The sequence below is a fragment of the Moraxella sp. TY6 genome (genome assembly GCF_048551375.1).
GTDB lineage: Bacteria > Pseudomonadota > Gammaproteobacteria > Pseudomonadales > Moraxellaceae > Faucicola.
In genome coordinates, this window is sequence record NZ_JBLYZJ010000007.1 from 61,835 (window position 1) to 80,173 (window position 18,339).

16 protein-coding genes are annotated in these 18,339 nt (G+C 42.8%); 9 read left to right on the forward strand and 7 right to left on the reverse strand.

Annotated features, from left to right (window positions below; genetic code table 11):
- Positions 1 to 30: 30 nt before the first annotated feature.
- The 6 genes from ACK1U4_RS06840 to ACK1U4_RS06865 all read right to left on the reverse strand — a co-directional run bounded on the left by ACK1U4_RS06840 (position 31) and on the right by ACK1U4_RS06865 (position 5,661).
- Complete coding sequence (locus tag ACK1U4_RS06840; protein ID WP_419400136.1) at positions 31 to 1,473, reverse strand: TrkH family potassium uptake protein; 1,443 nt, start codon at positions 1,471 to 1,473, stop codon at positions 31 to 33.
- Positions 1,474 to 1,499: 26 nt separating this feature from the next.
- Complete coding sequence (locus ACK1U4_RS06845; protein WP_419400137.1) at positions 1,500 to 2,159, reverse strand: potassium channel family protein; 660 nt, start codon at positions 2,157 to 2,159, stop codon at positions 1,500 to 1,502.
- 21 nt (positions 2,160 to 2,180) lie between these two features.
- A complete protein-coding gene (locus ACK1U4_RS06850) occupies positions 2,181 to 3,155 on the reverse strand; it encodes a hypothetical protein (RefSeq protein WP_419400138.1) in 975 nt (324 codons plus the stop codon).
- Positions 3,133 to 4,347, reverse strand: coding sequence for an MBOAT family O-acyltransferase (locus ACK1U4_RS06855; RefSeq protein ID WP_419400139.1), 1,215 nt, complete (start codon positions 4,345 to 4,347; stop codon positions 3,133 to 3,135). Before ACK1U4_RS06855 ends, ACK1U4_RS06850 begins: the two co-directional genes overlap by 23 nt.
- Positions 4,348 to 4,361: 14 nt before the next feature.
- Entirely contained in the window at positions 4,362 to 5,141 is a 780-nt protein-coding gene (gene rlmB, locus ACK1U4_RS06860; RefSeq protein ID WP_419400140.1) for a 23S rRNA (guanosine(2251)-2'-O)-methyltransferase RlmB, read from the reverse strand.
- Between the two features lie 181 nt (positions 5,142 to 5,322).
- On the reverse strand, positions 5,323 to 5,661 hold the full coding sequence (locus tag ACK1U4_RS06865; RefSeq protein ID WP_419400141.1) for a pyrimidine/purine nucleoside phosphorylase: 339 nt from the start codon (positions 5,659 to 5,661) through the stop codon (positions 5,323 to 5,325).
- Between the two features lie 243 nt (positions 5,662 to 5,904).
- Between ACK1U4_RS06865 and ACK1U4_RS06870 the strand changes: the two genes are divergently transcribed.
- The 6 genes from ACK1U4_RS06870 (at position 5,905) to tusA (ending at position 10,675) form a co-directional block, all read left to right on the forward strand.
- Positions 5,905 to 7,638, forward strand: coding sequence for a DNA repair protein RecN (locus tag ACK1U4_RS06870; protein WP_419400142.1), 1,734 nt, complete (start codon positions 5,905 to 5,907; stop codon positions 7,636 to 7,638).
- A 185-nt stretch (positions 7,639 to 7,823) separates the two neighbouring features.
- The gene (locus ACK1U4_RS06875) at positions 7,824 to 8,393 is read left to right on the forward strand and encodes a YqgE/AlgH family protein (protein ID WP_419400143.1); all 570 of its coding nucleotides are present in this window, start codon (positions 7,824 to 7,826) and stop codon (positions 8,391 to 8,393) included.
- A gap of 4 nt (positions 8,394 to 8,397) precedes the next feature.
- Positions 8,398 to 8,910, forward strand: a complete 513-nt coding sequence (gene ruvX / locus ACK1U4_RS06880; RefSeq protein ID WP_419400144.1) for a Holliday junction resolvase RuvX — start codon at positions 8,398 to 8,400, stop codon at positions 8,908 to 8,910.
- 77 nt (positions 8,911 to 8,987) lie between these two features.
- Positions 8,988 to 9,434, forward strand: a complete 447-nt coding sequence (locus ACK1U4_RS06885) for a hypothetical protein (protein ID WP_419400145.1) — start codon at positions 8,988 to 8,990, stop codon at positions 9,432 to 9,434.
- Between the two features lie 4 nt (positions 9,435 to 9,438).
- A complete protein-coding gene (locus ACK1U4_RS06890; protein ID WP_419400146.1) occupies positions 9,439 to 10,377 on the forward strand; it encodes a DUF4268 domain-containing protein in 939 nt (312 codons plus the stop codon).
- Positions 10,378 to 10,381: 4 nt separating this feature from the next.
- Positions 10,382 to 10,675 (forward strand): sulfurtransferase TusA, encoded by a 294-nt coding sequence (gene tusA / locus ACK1U4_RS06895; RefSeq protein ID WP_419400147.1) that lies wholly within the window; start codon positions 10,382 to 10,384, stop codon positions 10,673 to 10,675.
- Positions 10,676 to 10,710: 35 nt separating this feature from the next.
- On the opposite strand, the gene ACK1U4_RS06900 is transcribed toward tusA, so the two are convergent.
- Positions 10,711 to 12,795: an FAD-dependent oxidoreductase gene (locus ACK1U4_RS06900; protein ID WP_419400148.1), complete on the reverse strand. Its 2,085-nt coding sequence runs from the start codon at positions 12,793 to 12,795 to the stop codon at positions 10,711 to 10,713.
- A gap of 250 nt (positions 12,796 to 13,045) precedes the next feature.
- Between ACK1U4_RS06900 and ACK1U4_RS06905 the strand changes: the two genes are divergently transcribed.
- The 3 genes from ACK1U4_RS06905 to acs all read left to right on the forward strand — a co-directional run bounded on the left by ACK1U4_RS06905 (position 13,046) and on the right by acs (position 18,242).
- Positions 13,046 to 13,894: a DegV family protein gene (locus ACK1U4_RS06905; protein ID WP_419400149.1), complete on the forward strand. Its 849-nt coding sequence runs from the start codon at positions 13,046 to 13,048 to the stop codon at positions 13,892 to 13,894.
- A gap of 313 nt (positions 13,895 to 14,207) precedes the next feature.
- Complete coding sequence (locus tag ACK1U4_RS06910; RefSeq protein ID WP_419400150.1) at positions 14,208 to 15,944, forward strand: AMP-binding protein; 1,737 nt, start codon at positions 14,208 to 14,210, stop codon at positions 15,942 to 15,944.
- A 348-nt stretch (positions 15,945 to 16,292) separates the two neighbouring features.
- A complete protein-coding gene (gene acs, locus ACK1U4_RS06915; protein ID WP_419400151.1) occupies positions 16,293 to 18,242 on the forward strand; it encodes an acetate--CoA ligase in 1,950 nt (649 codons plus the stop codon).
- Positions 18,243 to 18,339 lie beyond the last annotated feature (97 nt).

Sequence of the window (18,339 nt, forward strand, 5' to 3'; positions counted from 1 at the left end):
ACAAGCTGTAAAACTTCTATTTTTTAATTTTTAACCAACCAAGGTATGTGTTTCTGGGTATTTAATGCGAGTGGGTTTTGGGGTAGCGATAAAATACGCCAAGGTCAGAGGCCCTAATCGCCCCATATACATCATAAACATAATGACGATTTGCCCCAATTCGGTGAGCTGTGGGGTAAAATTGCGAGATAGCCCCACGGTCGCTGACGCAGAGATAACCTCAAACAAAATATCCACGATATGCCCTTCGGGTTCGATAATGGTCAAAATAAACCCTGCCATTCCAATCATCAAAATCGAAATACTCATTACTGCAAAGGATTTTTTGACCAATTGCTCAGGAATCGCACGGTTAAACAGCGTGACCTGTTGCCTTTGACGCAAGTAAGCCCAAGTAGTCGCCATGATGATGACAAACGTCCCAATCTTGATACCGCCCCCTGTGGACATCGAGCCTGCCCCAATAAACATCAAAATAAACGTCAGCAAGGTACTGGCATCGGTCACTTGGCTGTAGTCGATATTGTTAAACCCTGCGGTACGAGAAGTCACCGCCATAAACCATGACGCAAACCATTGCTCGACCCCGTTGAACGTGCCAAGCGTGTGCGGATTGTGGCGTTCAAGTAGCCAATACCCCACACAGCCTAGCACATTGAGTAGCACCGTTCCCATAATCATCACTTTGGTATGGGTGGTGAATTTTTGCCAGCGTTTGTGTTTGATGATATCCAAAATCACCAAAAAGCCAAAGCCCCCTGTGATAATCAGCAAACTAATGATAAAACTAACCATCGGCGTATGCACATACTCGGTCATGTTGTTGCCTGTGAGGGCAAAACCTGCGTTGTTAAATGCCGAAATGCACAGAAAAAACGCCTCATACATGGCGGATTTTAGCCCTTTTAATGGCAATAAGCACAAGGTCAAAGCGATAAATCCCAAAAACTCGGTAATAAAGGCGATTTTGATAACGGATTTGGCGGTACTGGTGATTTCACTACCGCTTGTACCGAGGGCTTCTTGGGCAGTCATTGAGCCAGATAGCCCCATTTTACCTTGTAAACTGGTCAATACCAAAATCGCAAAGGTCATAAACCCCAAGCCACCAAACTGAATCAAAGCGATAATCACCATTTGCCCAAAAGTGGTGTAATTGGCGGTATCGACCACGTTTAGCCCTGTCACCGTCACCGCTGAGGTGGCGGTAAAACCTGCTTGTAACACACTAATCGGCTTGAAACTGGCAATCGGCAACGACAATAACACCGTACCAATGGCAATCAGCATTAAAAACCCCAACGATAAAATCGCAGGGGAAGATAATTGTAAGCCTTGTTTCAGTGAGCTTGGTTCGTCTTGCTTTGATGAGGGCTTGGTAGGTTTTGACGAAGTCCCCATTGTGGATGCAGTGAGTTTGGATTTGTCAATAATTTTGGGTTTATCGGCTTTTTTGACTTCACGAAACGGCATAATTGGCTCGGTTATTCAGTTATTCGCTAAATCGCTGTTTGACGAATGGCTTTAGCAAGACGGCGTAAACTTACAGCATCGCCCCCTACCACGAGTTTGTCACCGCCTTGAAAGAAGTAATCGGCTGGTAGGTAGTTATACAGTTGTCCGTTGCGTTTTAGCATAAAAAATAGGATGTCTGGGTGTTGTTGCTGAATATCTGACCAAGGATGTCCACGCCATTGTTCTGGGGGGTCAAGGCGAATCATAAACTGCTCATCACCCAACGCCATGTATTGTCTGACCATGGGATAGTTCATTTTTTGGGCGATTCTGATACCCATGTCTTGCTCTGGATGCACGATGTTTGTGACGCCCAAGCTTTGCAAGATTTGGTGATGCGAGTCGGTTTTTGCTTTGACCCATAGGTTTCGTACGTTCATGCTGAGTAGGTTTAATGTACAAAGAAGACTGGCTTCAAGGTTGTCACCGATACTGACAAGCACGCCATCAAAGTTGGCAAGGTCGAGTTCTTGTAAGGTTTCTTTATCCGTGGCATCGGCAATGACCGCACGAGTGACGTATTCGCTGATGTCGTCCACGAGCTTTTCGTTGATGTCGATGGCAAGGACTTGATTGCCGAGTTTTTGTAGTTCTTTGGCACTGGTTTGCCCAAATACGCCAAGTCCAATAATCGCAAATTGCATTTTGATTTTTCCTTTGTCATTCTATTTGTAGATACGCTTAATCAAATTATTCGTCCGCCATATCCGTCCTGTTTCATTTAAGTGAACTCCACCAGCATCACACAACAAATTTTTATTAGGTATATATTCTTGGTCTATGAAAATAACTTGTGAATTAAATTTTTGATTATATTCATAGACAGCCTTGGATATAATTTCCTTATTTTCCATAAAACTAATTTTATCTAAATTATTATCAAATACACTAGGTTGCACGAAGTAAACTGTTGTATTAGGAAAAAGTTCTTGTATTTTAGAAAGTTGCTTTTCTATCCAATATGAATAAATATGATGTTTAATGTATTTTTTAATAGCTTGAATATTTTCGTTGTATTGCCTATTATTATTCAGTTGCTCCTTATTAGTAGAAGGTAATTCCTTACAGCTATGAGGGCTAAAATCAAAATCACCGTAGAAGTTTGGGTTAACAATTTTAGGGTTAGTGCTTCCTCTTAATTTTTTATTTGTATAGTAACTTCTTAAAAGGCTTAAAATACTTTGAGAAGGCAATAAAGCAATATGTTTTTTTCCAATTACATTATAATTCTTATTATTAAGCCTTTCTGATATGTTTCCAAGACGCGTAGAAGACAATGAACTATAAACAACCATTTTTGTAGATGTTCTTTGTTTTTGTGTCAATGTATTTTCGACATAATTCCAATAATTATTATCAGACCAACCCTCATTCGGAAGTGCAAGGTTTACCCATTCATCATTAGTATTTTTTGTTAATATCTCTGCACTTAATCCCAAAACTGCATTTGCCCCCCCCAAAACAACCCCTTGAATATTAGTTTTACTCAAAATATATGCTTTCTTTCTATTAAAATTATTTGTATTATTAAAGTTATCAATATAAGTGTAATTAAATATAATATATGCAAAATATATTAGAAATAGTAGTGGTAATATAAACCGCATTATTATTTTATTAACGTTGCCCATAGACTGCATATCCACCTCCCAAATCGTTTGCTAGTAAAATAAATAATGTAACTTGAATTAATAACGCAATAGGTGTCCTTAGAAATTTATAATTTCTTCTCGATACCATCTTAGTATTTCTAAGCGTAAATTCAATTAAAATCAATCCAAATCCCAATATAAGTGCTATTTTTGAATGATTGGGTAATTCAAGTAACACTTTCATCAAATGACCAAAACCATCATAAGAAAACATCAATTTCTCTAATAAGCGATTTGTTTGATTCTCAGCGAATAATAGACGTCCTATCACAACAGCGACAACCAGCACAATCGTAGGTAAATATTTTCTACCATGTTTTAACAGTTTGATTGTAAGTATAAACATTAACGCATGAAAAATACCCCATAATAAAAAATTAAAAGTCACACCGTGCCACATTGCTGAAGCGATATAAACCCCTAATAAAGCGATACTGGTAGGAAGCTTTTTTCTTATAGGTGCATAAAAAAGCGTCTTTAACACCAGTGAAAGTGAAATATGCCATCCTTTCCAAAACTCAATGATATTAGCACTTGAAAATGGCTGACGAAAATTGAGCGGTACTTGGTATCCGATAATACCAAACAAGCCATAAATGATTAACGACAATCCACAAAAATTCATATAAACAAATAATTCAAATATACTTGCAAAAGCCAAAGATGATATAACATCTGTAAATTTTATCAGCTCAAAGGTTTTTGTAAGGGGTACAGCAATAATTTGATAGAAAAATACCCCAACAATGACATAAGGAAAAAAATAGCTAAATCTTTGTTTAAATGCCCTATAGCGATAGTCTTTGACAAATAAAGCAATAGGTCCAGTTAATAACAACAAAGGATTAGAAGCTTTTAATACATCAACAAAATTCAAAGTTTTTTTTGTCGCAGAAAGATAGGCAAATGTCGTTGTATAAAAAGACAAACCAAATAAAAATGGTAGTGTAGAACCAGCGTGAGAACCTGTAAGCGTTTGAGTAATGCCCACAAAAGATGTTAAACTAATTGTAAAGAACAGTCCGTAAGATACCCATGAATGCTTAATAAGTTTTAAAATAAATAAAATACAGAAGCTTGCCACCAGTGCCGTACATACGCCAACAATAGAGTCAAAAATTCTTGATGAAAAAAACAGAAATAAAACCACACTAAAAAAATATAAGCATAAATAATTCATAATTTTGACTATCCTTAACAAAACCACCTACAACGTTGCCGACTGGCTTCATAAAGCACCATGCCAGTCGCCACGCTAACATTCAAACTTTCAATTTTCCCAAGCGAACTACCCACCATCGGAATATACACCAACTGGTCACAAGTATCTGCCGTCAATCGGCGAATCCCATCACCCTCTGACCCCATCACAATCGCCACATCGCCTGTCAAATCACAGTCTTGCACCGCTTTTGCTGTTTCATCAAGAGCCGTGCCAAATACAAACACGCCTTGTTTTTTAATCTCAGTCAAGGTGCGAGCGAGGTTGGTCACTTGTACAAATGGCATGATTTCCACCGCCCCAACTGCCACTTTTGCCACCGCAGGCGTGATAGTTGAGCTGTTGTTTTTGGGGATAATCACAGCCGACACGCCCATCGCCACTGCCGTGCGAATACATGCACCGAGATTGTTGGGGTCGGTGATTTGGTCAAGAATTAGCAATAAAATCGGTTGCTGTTTGGCTTGATGGCTGTCAATCAAGTGTCTTAAATCCGCTTCATCGAGCAAATTGGCAGGGCGAGCTTGTAGCACCACGCCTTGATGTTGGGGGCTTTCGGCAAGTTTAGTGAGGCGGTCTTTGGCGGTGGTTTGGACGCTGATGCCGTATTGTTTGGCAAGTTCAAGAATGGCTTCGAGGTGAGCATCGGGCTTTTTACCATCTTGGACAAACAGGGCAACGCCGTCCATGCCACGTTGTTCGAGTAGGGCTTGTACAGCATGAATGCCATAAAAATATAGGGGTTTTGCCATGATTGACCTTCTTGATAATGCAAAAATAGTAATTGCTCTTCGATATTTCTTAAATCTCCCCCAACCCCCTCTTTACAAAAGAGGGGGCTTTCTCCAGTAAATACATTTTTGCTTAGAGAAAAGCCCCCTTTCTCAAAGGTGAGGAATATATTCCGCAAGAGGGAATTAAAACAGTATTCGTTTAACCTTCAAGGTGGCAGATATATTGGACGATGGCTTCATTTTTCATCACATAGCTACTATGCCCTTCGACCAAAAATGCCTGCCCTGCACGGTAATAGCTGTATTCTTCTTCGTCTGCACGTTTGACTTCGCACTCGCCTGCCAAGATTTCGATACGCTCGGAGGATTCGGTTTTGAATAGGTATTCGGTGATTTCGTTGTCACAAGGTAGTACGATACCGAGCATTTTTTTGCGTCCGTCTTCAAACCAGACGGTACGGCTAAAGGTACGCCCTTCATAATAAACATTGGCAATTTTTTCTACCGACACATGGTCAAAACGGGTCGTGGCTGTCATGATTGTTTCCTCAAAACTCAAGTTTAGCATTGCTATTTGTCGATGTTTATCTTAGCATAAAGTTTATGATAAAAAGACCATTCAACGGTGTTTTCATCGGTTTTTTTTGAAATTTTTTTGTATATCAGTGGGTTAATGTGGGCAATACCTTGATATTAGGGGTAACGCTTTATATTTTTGTATTTGACCCAATTATAAAAATACCTTTTACCCAAACACTTATTTTTTTCTCTTGGACTGGTTATGCTGATTCAATTAACCTTGCAAAATTTGGCATTGGTACAAAATGCCTCGATGGACATGAATGCAGGCTTTAACGTCATCACAGGCGAAACAGGGGCAGGCAAATCATTGTTATTGGACGCATTAACCCTGTGCATGGGCGGTCGTACCGATGGTGGATTGATTCGGCATGGGCAGACCACCAGTGAGGTATATGCCGAGTTTGATGTCAGCCAATTGGCAAATGTCAAAGCATGGCTAGATGAGCAGAACCATCCATTGGAAGAAGATAACTTATTGATTCGCCGTCAATTATCTCATCAAAATGGCACGGTTCGCAGTAAAGCATGGCTCAATGGCTCACCGATTAGCATGAGCGAACTCAAAACCTTGGGCGGTTTACTGGTCAATATCCATAGCCAACACGCCCAACAAAGTCTGCTTCGTCCGCAGTTTGTCACAGAGTGGCTTGACAGTGCCACAGGCTTGACCTCGCTTGCCAGTGATGTCAAACACGTCTTTAGCCAGTATGAAAAACTCAAAACCCAAGCCGAAAATCATGCCAAAGATGAACGCTTTCGCCAACAACAAATCCAACTGCTAACCAACCAACTTGCCGATATTGAGCCGATTGCCAATATAAATTATACGGAATTGGAAGCAGAATACGATGAATTGTCAAACCTCGAAAGCTTAATGCAACAAGCCAGCCTCACGGTGGGGCTACTGGGCAATGATAGCGATGAACCCGATGTCAGCACCTTACTTGCCAAGGCCATCAAGCTATGTGAAGCCCAAACGTCACTCAGTCAGACGTATGTCGATTGTGCCGAGCAATTGTACCAAGCCCAAACCTTAATTGACGAGGTAAATAATACCTTAATAGACTATGCTGAAGGGCAAAGCCTTGACCCAGAACGACTAGCGGAACTAGATGAAAAACTCTCGACCTTTCACCGTTTGGCTCGCAAATACCAAACCACGCCACAGGGTTTGCTAGAAGATGGCAAAGCATGGCAAACCGAACTGGACGAACTGACCGCCATCATGTCGCCAGAAGCGATGGCAGAGCAGATTGACACCGCTTATCAAGACTTTTTGGTAAAAGCCAATGAACTCGACACCGCTCGCCAAGCCAATGCCAAGGCGTTGACCCAGCTTTTAGTCGAGCGTTTAAAATTATTGGCATTGCCAAATGTACAAGCCGAATTTGCCTTTAGTCCACTGGATAAGCCCACCGCTCAAGGGATTAGCCATATTGAGTTATTATTTAGTGCCAACGTGGGTATGCCTTTGCAACCGATTCATAAAATCGCCTCGGGTGGTGAGTTATCTCGCTTGGCATTGGTGATGCAGGTGATTGATGCTCAAGGTTCTCAGCGTAAATCTATCAATCAACCGATAGCCTCTACCAAACAACCAAATTCTACCAAACAGACAAATTCCACCAAGCAATTACTGGTCTTTGATGAGGTGGATGTGGGGATTAGTGGTGGTACGGCTCAAGTGGTCGGTGAGCTATTGCGTGAACTGGGGCAAGAGCAACAAATCCTTGCCATCACCCACCAAGCGCAAGTTGCCTCGCAAGCCCATCAGCATATTTTGGTGTACAAGACCCAATACGACCAAGCCGAATCGCATTTAAGCATTGTTCAAGGGGAAGCCCAAGTACACGAATTGGCTCGGATGTCAGGCGGGGTCAATATTACCGAAACCACGTTGGAACACGCTCGGAGTTTGTTGGTAAACCGTTAGTATAGTTTGAATTGAATTGCATTACATAAGGTCGTTCGTGGTGAGCCTGTCGAACCTGAGAAGCACTGCTTCGCAAGACGAGCCTAGCGAAGTGGAAGACCGCTACCCTTCGACAAGCTCAGGGCGAGCAGTCTTCATTATCATTTTGGACTGACTATAGATTAACCTAATTATAAGTATTTAATATGTCAAAAAATTTTAACAATCTTACTCACCACATCTTACTCGCCTCACCCAACATTGATGAGGGGATTTTTCATCAATCATTGGTGTATATCTGTCGCCACGACCCCCAAGGCGTGCTGGGTTTAATCATCAATAAACCCATTCAACATAGCCATATTACCAAGCTATTTGAAGAACTCGATGTCAACGTCACCGACCCCAAACTTTACCAAAAAACACCCCTAGACGGTGGTCCAATGAACCCAGAAGTCGGCTTTGTGCTACACACAGGGCAACCCCACTGGTCGTCATCATTTGCCATTACCGAAAACGTCTGTATCACCACCAGTAAAGATATCCTGTATAGCCTTGGGATAGGGCAAGGGGTGGAGCATTTTGAGCTGTGTCTTGGTCACACCAGTTGGGTAAAAGGGCAACTGGAACAGGAAATCAGCCAAGGTGACTGGTTGGTCATGCCTGCCAATAGCAGACTGTTGTTTGAAGTACCTCATGCCGAACGTTGGCAAGTTGCCACTGACCAACTTGGGGTAAATTTTGATAAATTTAGCACGGATATTGGTCATGCTTGAGATAATGTCTGATAACAATGGTCATTCGCCTGTGAAAGCATCGGTTGAAATACCTGTCAAAACCGCAATCCAGCCCCCTGTTAAAACCCCTGTTAAAACAATCATGGGGCTAGATTTTGGTGTGGCAAAAATGGGCATTGCATTGGGCAATACCTTAACCCAAACCGCCACGCCATTGATGCAATTTCCCATGAGTAATGGCGTACCCGATTGGCAAAAACTGCTGGCACTGATTGCAGAATGGCAAGTCAATAGCATCGTGGTCGGTATCCCCACCAACATGGATGGCACTGCCTCCGAAATGGGCAACCGTGCCAAAAAATTCGTGCGTAGACTCAATCACCAACTGGAAATGGCTCATATCCCCTGCCCTATCATCATGGCGGATGAACGTTTGACCAGTCGTGAAGCCAAAAATTTGGCATGGGAATATGGCTTAATCAAAAGTGAAAAAGAACCGATTGATAGCATCGCCTCGGCGATTTTGTTGGGTAGTTGGTTAAGAGAAAATTATTAACAGAAAATTGTTAACATAATTTTCTCAAGTAAGGGTGTATGGCATACGCCCAAGGTCATTTTATCTAAGGTTATTTTATGAGCCAACGTACGTCCGAACAATCGACATCCACCCCATCAACGCATGGTTTTTCGCCGATTGTGGTCAACTTGATTGAGCAAGCCAAAACCCTCAATCAATTTAGCATTTATCTGATTTATGGGGCGATTGGCTTGTTTTTGCTATTTGGTACGCTCAAAAGCTTGCCAATGTTTCATGATAACACCTTAATTTATCAAGGCTTTTATTATCTGCCGTATGGCTTGATTGGCTTATCCATTCCGCTATCCTGCTATGTGGCGTTTATTTTATACCGCTATCGCTTAAGCCAACCGAGTATGATTTTAACCTGTTTGGGTGTGGGGTTTGGGCTATTTGCCATCAGTAGTTATGTGGCTTTTGCCTCGTGGATTGGGGTGGCGTTTATGTTCAAAGCCAATTTAAAGCGGTTTTTTACCTTTATTGAAGAAAATTCTACGGATTAGTTAAATGGCATTAGGTAGATTAGAAAAGCTTGACTTAAGAGATTATTGGCAAAAAGAAGCCACTGACTTTACGCCTTGGCTTGCTAAAAATGAAAACATCCAATTATTAAGTGAAGTAATTGGTATAGAGCTAGAAGTGCTATCTCAAGAAGAAAAAGTGGGGGCATTTAGTGCTGATATTTTATGTCGAGATACGATTAACGACCATTATGTATTAATTGAAAATCAGCTAGAAAGAACTGACCACACCCATTTGGGTCAGCTGATGACTTATGCTGCAGGGCTAGATGCGGTCACAATTATTTGGATTGCTCAAAAATTTACCGAAGAACATCGGGCGGCTTTGGATTGGCTAAACCGTATTACTGATGAAACCTTTAATTTTTTTGGGATTGAAATAGAATTATATAAAATCGGTGATAGCTTACCTGCCCCCATGTTTAACATGATTTCTCAACCTAATGACTGGGCGAAATTTATAAAAAAAACCACATCCAATCAAATGGTTACTGAAACGAAAATTCTACAACAACAATATTGGCAAGCGGTGAAAGACTATTTTGAGAGTACAAACAGCCCTATTCGTATGCAAAACCCCTTACCCCAACACTGGACAAATATTGCGATAGGTCGAAGTTATTTTAATATTTCTTTTACGGTAAGTTCTCGTGACAACTCACTTGGTATTTGGTTAAATATTATGGGTAATAATGCCAAAGAGAACTTTGACCGTTTAGCAGAAGTTGCTCAAGCCAAATCTTATGAAGCTGTCGACAAAAATCTTATTTGGGATAGATTAAATAATCGCAAAGGTTGTGTTGTAACTTTAAAAACAAATGGCGATTTTTTAAATATTGCCGATAGACCGAATCAGTTTGAATGGTTCAAAGTCAATGCTGAAAAATTTATACATTTTTTTAAACCCTACATTTTAGAATTATAATCTTATGTCAAACCAACAACCCCATACAATCATCGCCCAACACGAACTGGACACACTTGGCTTAATTTGCCCAGAACCCATCATGCTATTGCACCGTACTATCCGCAAAGCCCAAGCAGGCGAGGTCATTCACATCATCGCCAATGACCCTGCCACCACCCGAGATATTCCGAACTTTTGTCGTCATCTTGGGCATGAATTACTGGAACAACAAGAGCTTATCAATCCGCAAAACCTTGCCGAGCCAGACCCTTACGCCAATGTATATCACTATTGGGTCAAGAAAAAGATGGATTAATGGGTTAAAACCAAACTGGTAAAATCCACAGGTAACTACAACATCGCTCCCAATTCTGCCCCCTCTCGGATGGCACGTTTGGCATCGAGTTCGCCTGCTAATTTCGCCCCACCAATCAAATGGTATTGCCCCGATAGGCTATCGCCTACTTGGGGCATTAAGTCATTTACCGACTCTTGCCCTGCACATACCACGATGGTATCGACACGCAATAGTTGGCTATTGCCCTCAATGTTGGTAATCCAAATGCCTTCGTTGGTGATTTTTTCGTAGGCAATGCCACCCATCTGAATTACGCCATGATTTTTGATATGTGAGCGGTGTACCCAACCTGTGGTTTTATTGAGCCCACGCCCCAGTTGTCCTTTTTTGCGTTGCATGAGATACACTTCACGCATGGGAACGATTTTGACAGGTTGTACCAGTCCGCCCTCGCTGTCGTAATGGGCATTATTATCCACGCCCCACTCGGCACGCCATGATTCGATGCTTTGCGGATGGGGATTGGCAATCGGATTGCCCTGTGGGTCTTTGTCAAACGGCAAAACATGGGGCGAAGTCAAAAACTCACTGACATCAAAGCCAATGCCCCCTGCCCCAATCACAGCGACTTTTTGCCCTGCGGTTTTTTTACCGCTTAATAAATCGGTATAACTGATGACCTGTGGCAACTCCGCCCCTTCGATGTTGAGCGAGCGAGGCACGACCCCTGTAGCGATGATAATATCGTCAAAACGACTGCTTTCGAGTTCGGCTTTAGTGACTTTATGCCCCAGTTTGAGTTCAATTGGCAATGATTTTAACAAATGCTCAAAGTAGCGAATGGTTTGATAAAATTCTTCTTTTCCGGGAATGACTTTGGCATAATTAAACTGACCGCCAATCTTGTCTTGAGCCTCAAACAAGGTGACTTGATGCCCACGCTGTGCCAGTACGGTCGAGGCGGAAAGCCCTGCCATACCTGCCCCCACCACGGCAATTTTTTTGGGTTTTTTGGTGGGTTTATACACCAATTCGGTTTCGTAACAGGCTTGCGGATTGACAAGACAAGTCGAGCGTTTATTTTCAAAAGTATGGTCAAGACACGCTTGGTTACAGGCGATACAGGTGTTGATAAGTTCGCTTTGACCTTGTTCGGCTTTGTTGACCCAATGTGGGTCTGCCAAAAACGGACGAGCCATTTGCACCAAATCTGCCATGCCATCTGCCAAAAGTTGTTCGGCAGTTTCGGGCATATTGATACGGTTTGCCACCATCACAGGGATATTGACGTGCTTTTTGACCTCGCCCACCACATCGGCAAAGGTGGCACGAGGCACAGAGGTGACAATGGTCGGCACACGAGCCTCATGCCAGCCAATGCCTGTGTTAATGATGGTCACGCCTGCCTGCTCAAGGGCTTGGGCAATTTGAATGACTTCATCCATCGTATTGCCATTGGGAACTAAATCCATCATCGACAAGCGAAACGTGATGATAAAATCCGTGCCAACCGCCTCACGCACCGCTCTCACCACGGCTAATGGAAACCGCATACGATTTTCTAGACTACCGCCATATTCATCTTTGCGTTGATTGACATGGTTGCTTAAAAATTGATTGAGCAAATAGCCCTCTGACCCCATGATTTCCACGCCATCATAGCCTGCCAGTTTGGCAAGGCTTGCGGTATGGGCGAAGTCTTTGACGGTTTGCTCGATATTTTTGATGCTCATTTGGCGAGGTTTGAATGGTGAAATCGGCGATTTGGTCGCACTTGCCGACACCACAAACGGATGATAGCCATAGCGTCCACTGTGCAGAATTTGCATGACGATTTTGCTGTCGTGTTGATGCACGGCTTTAGTCAGACGGCGATGGTTAAACACGTCAATTTTTTGGTTGAGCGTCCCACCCATTGGAATCAACCAACCCTCACGATTGGGCGAGATACCGCCTGTAATCATCATCGCCACACCGCCTTTGGCACGCTCGGCAAAATAGGTCGCCAATTTACCATAATTAAAAAAGCGGTCTTCTAGCCCTGTGTGCATTGACCCCATCACCATGCGGTTTTTGAGTGTGGTAAAGCCCAAATCAAGGGGTTCAAAAATATGAGGATAAGGCGATGTGGCTGTCATGGTATTTCCTTATTGAATAAAGCAACAATTCATAGCTATTTGTATTTGCAAATGCTTTTATCATATCACGCTTTAACAACTAACTTTTTTAAAAAATGTGACTGGTGAATTTGTAGATTGGACTTTAATGTTTGTCGGTTACCATTTGTCACACCTTATAAAAATTGATTAACTTTTACTTAACTTTCTACTACAATACCGATATTTAATTTTACTAAAAATAAACCATCGTTTGGAATTAACATCACCCATGAAACGCATTATCGTTAGTACCTCAACTTCTTGCCTTGATTACCTTGATAAACCTGCCAATGTCATCACGCTACCCATGAATATCCACCTCAATGGCAATCATTATTTGGATGGAAAAACTATTACAAATAATGAATTAGCAACCTATCTAGTGACACACCCCAATAGCTATCCTGAAACCTCCGCCCCATCCGAAAGCCAGTTAATTGATTTTTTTTATGAACTGGTCAAACAAGGCTACGAAGAGGTATTGATATTATCCCTATCATCACGTTTAAGTGAAACTTATCAAAATATCAAAGAAATTCGAGCAATGTTTGCCAGTAAACTCAATATTCACCTATACGATACTCGCTCGGTATCACATGGCGAAGCGGTACTGGTATATGAAGCCTCCAAAATGCTCAGAAATCCTGATGTCAGTGTGCCTCAAATCATTTTGCGTCTGAATCAAATCCGTGCCAAATCCACCTACTTTATCACGGTCGATAACCTCAAAGGCATGATTCGCACCAAACGCATCTCTGCCCCAGCAGGGTTTTTTGCCAACCTACTCAATATCAAACCCATCGTGATTTGTGGCGATGAAGGGCAATTTGTGGCATATGAAAAAGTACGTAGTTTTGACAAAAGCTTATCTCGCCTTGCCGAAATCGTTGCCAGCGAAATGCAGGGCAAATCAGGCAAACTGTACCTGTTAAGCTATGAGAAAAACCCCCATCTACCGCAACTGTCACAAATGCTAGGGGCAATGGGCTTGTATAATGTACCTGTCATGCCGATTGCTAGCGTATCCCTTGCGAATATTGGCGTATATGCGATGGGGCTATTGTTTGTCGAAGATTAAGGGTTTTGCCAATTGATAAGAGAACACGTTAAAATTTTGGGCGTAAGCATTACGCCCCTACAAAACTAATTGTATTTCTCATTCAAATGACTATTTTAGTCTATTAAATCTTGCGTACCCATCATCATTCATAACATTTTTTTATATATTATAAAAAAACAAACTATCAATCTTCATACTTCCCCCCTATCAAATGTCATAAAACCTTGTTAATATAAGGGATTACAAGGAAGTAGCCAATTGTTTAACAAATCCGTTGACCATACACTTCCTTGAACAACAATTGAGATAATTGATTAATTAAGGAATGATGATGCCAAATTTTCATACAGGACTCGATAAAAACCCTGCCAATTACGTCCCTTTGACCCCCATTGAATTTATCGAACGCAGTGCCAAAGTTTATCCAAATGCCACTGCCATTATTTACCAAGATTATAGCCATAACAATTTACGCCAAACATGGGGCGAAACCTTTACCCGTTGCCGTCAGATGGCAGACGCCCTCAAAAAACTTGATATTGATAAAGATGACACAGTCGCTGTATTATTGCCCAACACCCCACCGATGGTAGAAGTGGCGTTTGGTGTGCCAATGGCTGGGGCGGTGCTTTGTACCCTCAATACTCGCCTAGATATCAATGCGTTGGTATTTTGTCTTCAGCACAGTGAAGCCAAAGTGTTGATTGTGGACAGTGAATTTGAGCAACACGTTGAATTAATTGAAGAATCTTTCCCAGACCTTATCATTATTCACGCCACCGACCCTGCGATGCCCTCGCCTCGTGAGTTTGGGCAAATGACTTATGAGCAGTTTATCGCCAGTGGTACTGACCTTAACAACTGGGAAAAACCGAGCGATGAATGGGATGCGATTGCCCTTAATTACACCTCTGGCACGACAGGTATCCCCAAAGGTGTGGTGTATCACCATCGTGGGGCGACCATGAATGCCATTTCAAACATCCTTGATTGGGATATGCCAAAACACCCTGTGTATCTATGGACGCTACCGCTATTTCATTGTAATGGTTGGAGTTTTCCTTGGACGATTGCCGAGCGTGCAGGGGCAAATGTATGCTTACGCAAAATTGATGCCGACTTGATTTTACGCTTGATTGCGGACGAAAAAGTCACCCATTACAGCTCTGCTCCCATCGTGCATAACATGATTGCAGGTGGCAATGAAGAGCTAAAGAAGGCGATTAAACATGAAGTGCGTTGCAATGTCGCAGGTGCACCACCGCCAGAGGCATTATTGCAAAAAATGGAAGAAATGGGCTTTAAAATCACCCATGTATATGGCTTGACCGAAGTGTATGGGCCTGTGACCTTTTGTGTCGAGCGTCCAGAATGGGATGAATTAAGCGTGGGTGAACGTGCCAATCTCAAGTCACGCCAAGGGCTAAACTCCCACCTATTGGCAGGGTTTGAAGTGTTTAAACAAGGTACGACTGAGCCTGTCGAAGCGGACGGTGAGGAAATGGGCGAACTTGCCATTCGTGGTAATATGGTGATGAAAGGCTACCTCAAAAACCGTAAAGCCACTGCTGAAGCCTTTGATGGTGGTTGGTTTAAAACAGGGGATTTGGGTGTGAAATACCCAGACGGCTATATCAAAATCATGGATAGATTGAAAGACATCATCATCTCTGGTGGTGAAAATATTTCTAGCATTGAAATTGAAAACGTCTTATACCGTATGCCAGAAATCGTCAGTTGTGGCGTGGTCGCCGCACCGCACGAAAAATGGGGTGAAGTGCCTGTTGCCTTTATCGAGATTACTGAGGGGGCAACGCTTGACCGTGAAGATGTGATTGCCCATTGTCGCCGTCATTTGGCAGGTTTCCAAGTGCCGAAACATATTATCTTTACCGTTACGCCAAAAACTGCCACAGGTAAGGTGCAGAAATATGAGCTACGTCAAGCGGCTCGTGGTATGGCACATGAAGAAAGCAAAGTCACCCACCACAGCCATGCCCCAACGCATGATGCGGATTTACAGGTTGATGACGCACCGCCTAGCCATGCACAACAAAATGATGCGTAAAAGTGCTATCAAACTTAAAATTAAAAATCTAGTGGGCGTATACAATACGCCCCTACAAAACGCTGTATTATTTTTGATTTAAACAACGAGATAATCTCAAATACCTTCCATAATCCCTCTCATCCTTTCGCAAAAAATCTAAAAATTCCTCAATTTTTTGCCAATTTGGCATTGCAAAACTTCTCATTTTTTGCCACACTAGCATTAGGGCAATTTTCATGGACGTTGGTTGTTATGCCCTTATTTCATCTTGTTTAACAGAAAAATAATTAAAATCAAATTATTAATCAAGCTGTTAGCAAAATGCCACTAGCCAATAACAATCAACATAACCACAGGGAACGTACAATGAAGACCTATCCACACAGTGCTGAATTTTCGGCAAAAGCCAACTCAAATCCACAAAAATACGCCGATACTTACCAAGAATCCATCACGGATAACGAAGCCTTTTGGGCAAAACGTGCCGAACTGGTCGATTGGATTAAAAAACCTACCAAAATCAAAAACGTCAATTATGACCTTGATAACTTTAGCATTAAATGGTTTGAAGATGGCGAATTAAACCTATCTGCCAACTGTCTTGACCGCCATGTTGCCGAAAACCCATACAAACCTGCCATCATTTGGGAAGGTGACCACCCATCCCTGCACAAAATTATCTCTTATAAAGAATTGCATTCTGAAGTCTGCCGTCTAGGTAATGCCCTACGCCGTAAAGGTGTCAAAAAAGGCGACCGTGTTACCATCTATTTGCCGATGATTCCAGAAGCCGCCGTGGCGATGCTAGCCTGTGCTAGAATTGGTGCGGTGCATTCATTGGTATTTGGTGGATTTTCTGCCGAAAGCCTTGCCAGCCGTATTATCGACAGCCAATCCAAAATCGTCATCACCGCTGATGAATCGGTGCGTGGTGGTAAACATACCCCTCTTAAACAAAACGTGGATAAAGCCCTTGACCATGACGGTACGCAATGTGTCGAAAATGTCATCGTGGTGTACCGTACAGGTGAATCCATTCCGATGAGTGGTCGCCGTGATATTTGGTATCACAATCTCATTGACAATGCGTCAGAGGACTGTCCACCAGAGCCGATGAATGCCGAAGACCCACTATTTTTGCTTTACACCTCAGGCAGTACAGGCAAGCCAAAAGGTGTGGTACATACCACAGGTGGTTATTTGACTTATGCCCTATCCACCTTCCGTGATGTGTTTGATATCAAAGACAATGACGTATTTTGGTGTACAGCCGATGTGGGCTGGGTGACAGGTCATACTTATGTGGTGTATGCACCGCTTGCCAATGGCACGACCACCGTGATTTTTGAGGGTGTGCCACAGTACCCAGATTGGGCGAGGATTGGTCATATCATTGACAAACATGACGTGACGATTCTTTATACCGCACCGACAGCGATTCGTGCCATGATGAAAGAAGGTGATGAATTCGTGCGTAAATCCAATCGCTCAAGCCTGCGTTTGCTTGGCTCGGTCGGTGAGCCGATTAACCCAGAAGCATGGAGCTGGTATTACAATGTGGTGGGTGAAGGTCGCTGTCCGATTGTTGATACGTGGTGGCAAACCGAAACGGGCGGTGCATTGATGACCCCAATCCCAAATACCGTTGACCTCAAACCGGGTTCGGCAATGAATCCGCTATATGGCATCGTCCCTGCGATTGTCGATGCCGAGGGTAATGAACTACAAGGAGCATGCGAGGGCAATCTGATTCTCAAGGACAGCTGGCCAGGACAAATGCGTACCATTTGGGGCGACCATCAGCGTTTCTTAGAAACCTACTTTAGCACCTACAAAGGAGCGTATTTCACAGGTGATGGGGCATTACGTGATGAAGGCGGTCACTACTGGATTACAGGGCGTGTCGATGATGTCCTCAATGTATCAGGACATCGCTTAGGAACGGCAGAAATTGAAAGTGCCTTGGTATCGCACCCAGCGGTTGCTGAATCTGCCATTGTGGGTATGCCTCACGACCTTAAAGGGCAAGGCGTGGCAGCCTATGTGATTCTCAAAGCAGGTGAAGAACCAAGCGACATGCTCAAAGGTGAAATCAACCGCCATGTGCGTGCCGAGATTGGACCGATTGCCAACCTTGATGCATTGTATTTGGTCGAAGCCTTGCCAAAAACTCGCTCTGGCAAAATCATGCGCCGTATCTTACGTAAACTTGCTGCCCATGAGTTTGAAGGCTTGGGTGATACCTCGACCCTTGCTGAACCAGAAGTCGTGGATAATTTGATTGCCATTGTCAAAGCTGAGAAAAAGCAAGGGTAAATCAAATGTAGATGCGTCTTATCCCTACAGCAATCCCACCGCCATACACCTTCGTGTATGGCTTTTTTTTAAAACATTTATTGATAACAATTATCAT

What these genes read in the sequence shown, in the direction of transcription:
- ACK1U4_RS06840 (WP_419400136.1), bottom strand. Translation starts at nt 1,473, where the DNA reads ATGCCGTTTCGTGAAGTCAAAAAAGCCGATAAACCCAAAATTATTGAC.
- ACK1U4_RS06845 (WP_419400137.1), bottom strand. Translation starts at nt 2,159, where the DNA reads ATGCAATTTGCGATTATTGGACTTGGCGTATTTGGGCAAACCAGTGCC.
- ACK1U4_RS06850 (WP_419400138.1), bottom strand. Translation starts at nt 3,155, where the DNA reads ATGCAGTCTATGGGCAACGTTAATAAAATAATAATGCGGTTTATATTA.
- ACK1U4_RS06855 (WP_419400139.1), bottom strand. Translation starts at nt 4,347, where the DNA reads ATGAATTATTTATGCTTATATTTTTTTAGTGTGGTTTTATTTCTGTTT.
- rlmB (WP_419400140.1), bottom strand. Translation starts at nt 5,141, where the DNA reads ATGGCAAAACCCCTATATTTTTATGGCATTCATGCTGTACAAGCCCTA.
- ACK1U4_RS06865 (WP_419400141.1), bottom strand. Translation starts at nt 5,661, where the DNA reads ATGACAGCCACGACCCGTTTTGACCATGTGTCGGTAGAAAAAATTGCC.
- ACK1U4_RS06870 (WP_419400142.1), top strand. Translation starts at nt 5,905, where the DNA reads ATGCTGATTCAATTAACCTTGCAAAATTTGGCATTGGTACAAAATGCC.
- ACK1U4_RS06875 (WP_419400143.1), top strand. Translation starts at nt 7,824, where the DNA reads ATGTCAAAAAATTTTAACAATCTTACTCACCACATCTTACTCGCCTCA.
- ruvX (WP_419400144.1), top strand. Translation starts at nt 8,398, where the DNA reads ATGTCTGATAACAATGGTCATTCGCCTGTGAAAGCATCGGTTGAAATA.
- ACK1U4_RS06885 (WP_419400145.1), top strand. Translation starts at nt 8,988, where the DNA reads ATGAGCCAACGTACGTCCGAACAATCGACATCCACCCCATCAACGCAT.
- ACK1U4_RS06890 (WP_419400146.1), top strand. Translation starts at nt 9,439, where the DNA reads ATGGCATTAGGTAGATTAGAAAAGCTTGACTTAAGAGATTATTGGCAA.
- tusA (WP_419400147.1), top strand. Translation starts at nt 10,382, where the DNA reads ATGTCAAACCAACAACCCCATACAATCATCGCCCAACACGAACTGGAC.
- ACK1U4_RS06900 (WP_419400148.1), bottom strand. Translation starts at nt 12,795, where the DNA reads ATGACAGCCACATCGCCTTATCCTCATATTTTTGAACCCCTTGATTTG.
- ACK1U4_RS06905 (WP_419400149.1), top strand. Translation starts at nt 13,046, where the DNA reads ATGAAACGCATTATCGTTAGTACCTCAACTTCTTGCCTTGATTACCTT.
- ACK1U4_RS06910 (WP_419400150.1), top strand. Translation starts at nt 14,208, where the DNA reads ATGCCAAATTTTCATACAGGACTCGATAAAAACCCTGCCAATTACGTC.
- acs (WP_419400151.1), top strand. Translation starts at nt 16,293, where the DNA reads ATGAAGACCTATCCACACAGTGCTGAATTTTCGGCAAAAGCCAACTCA.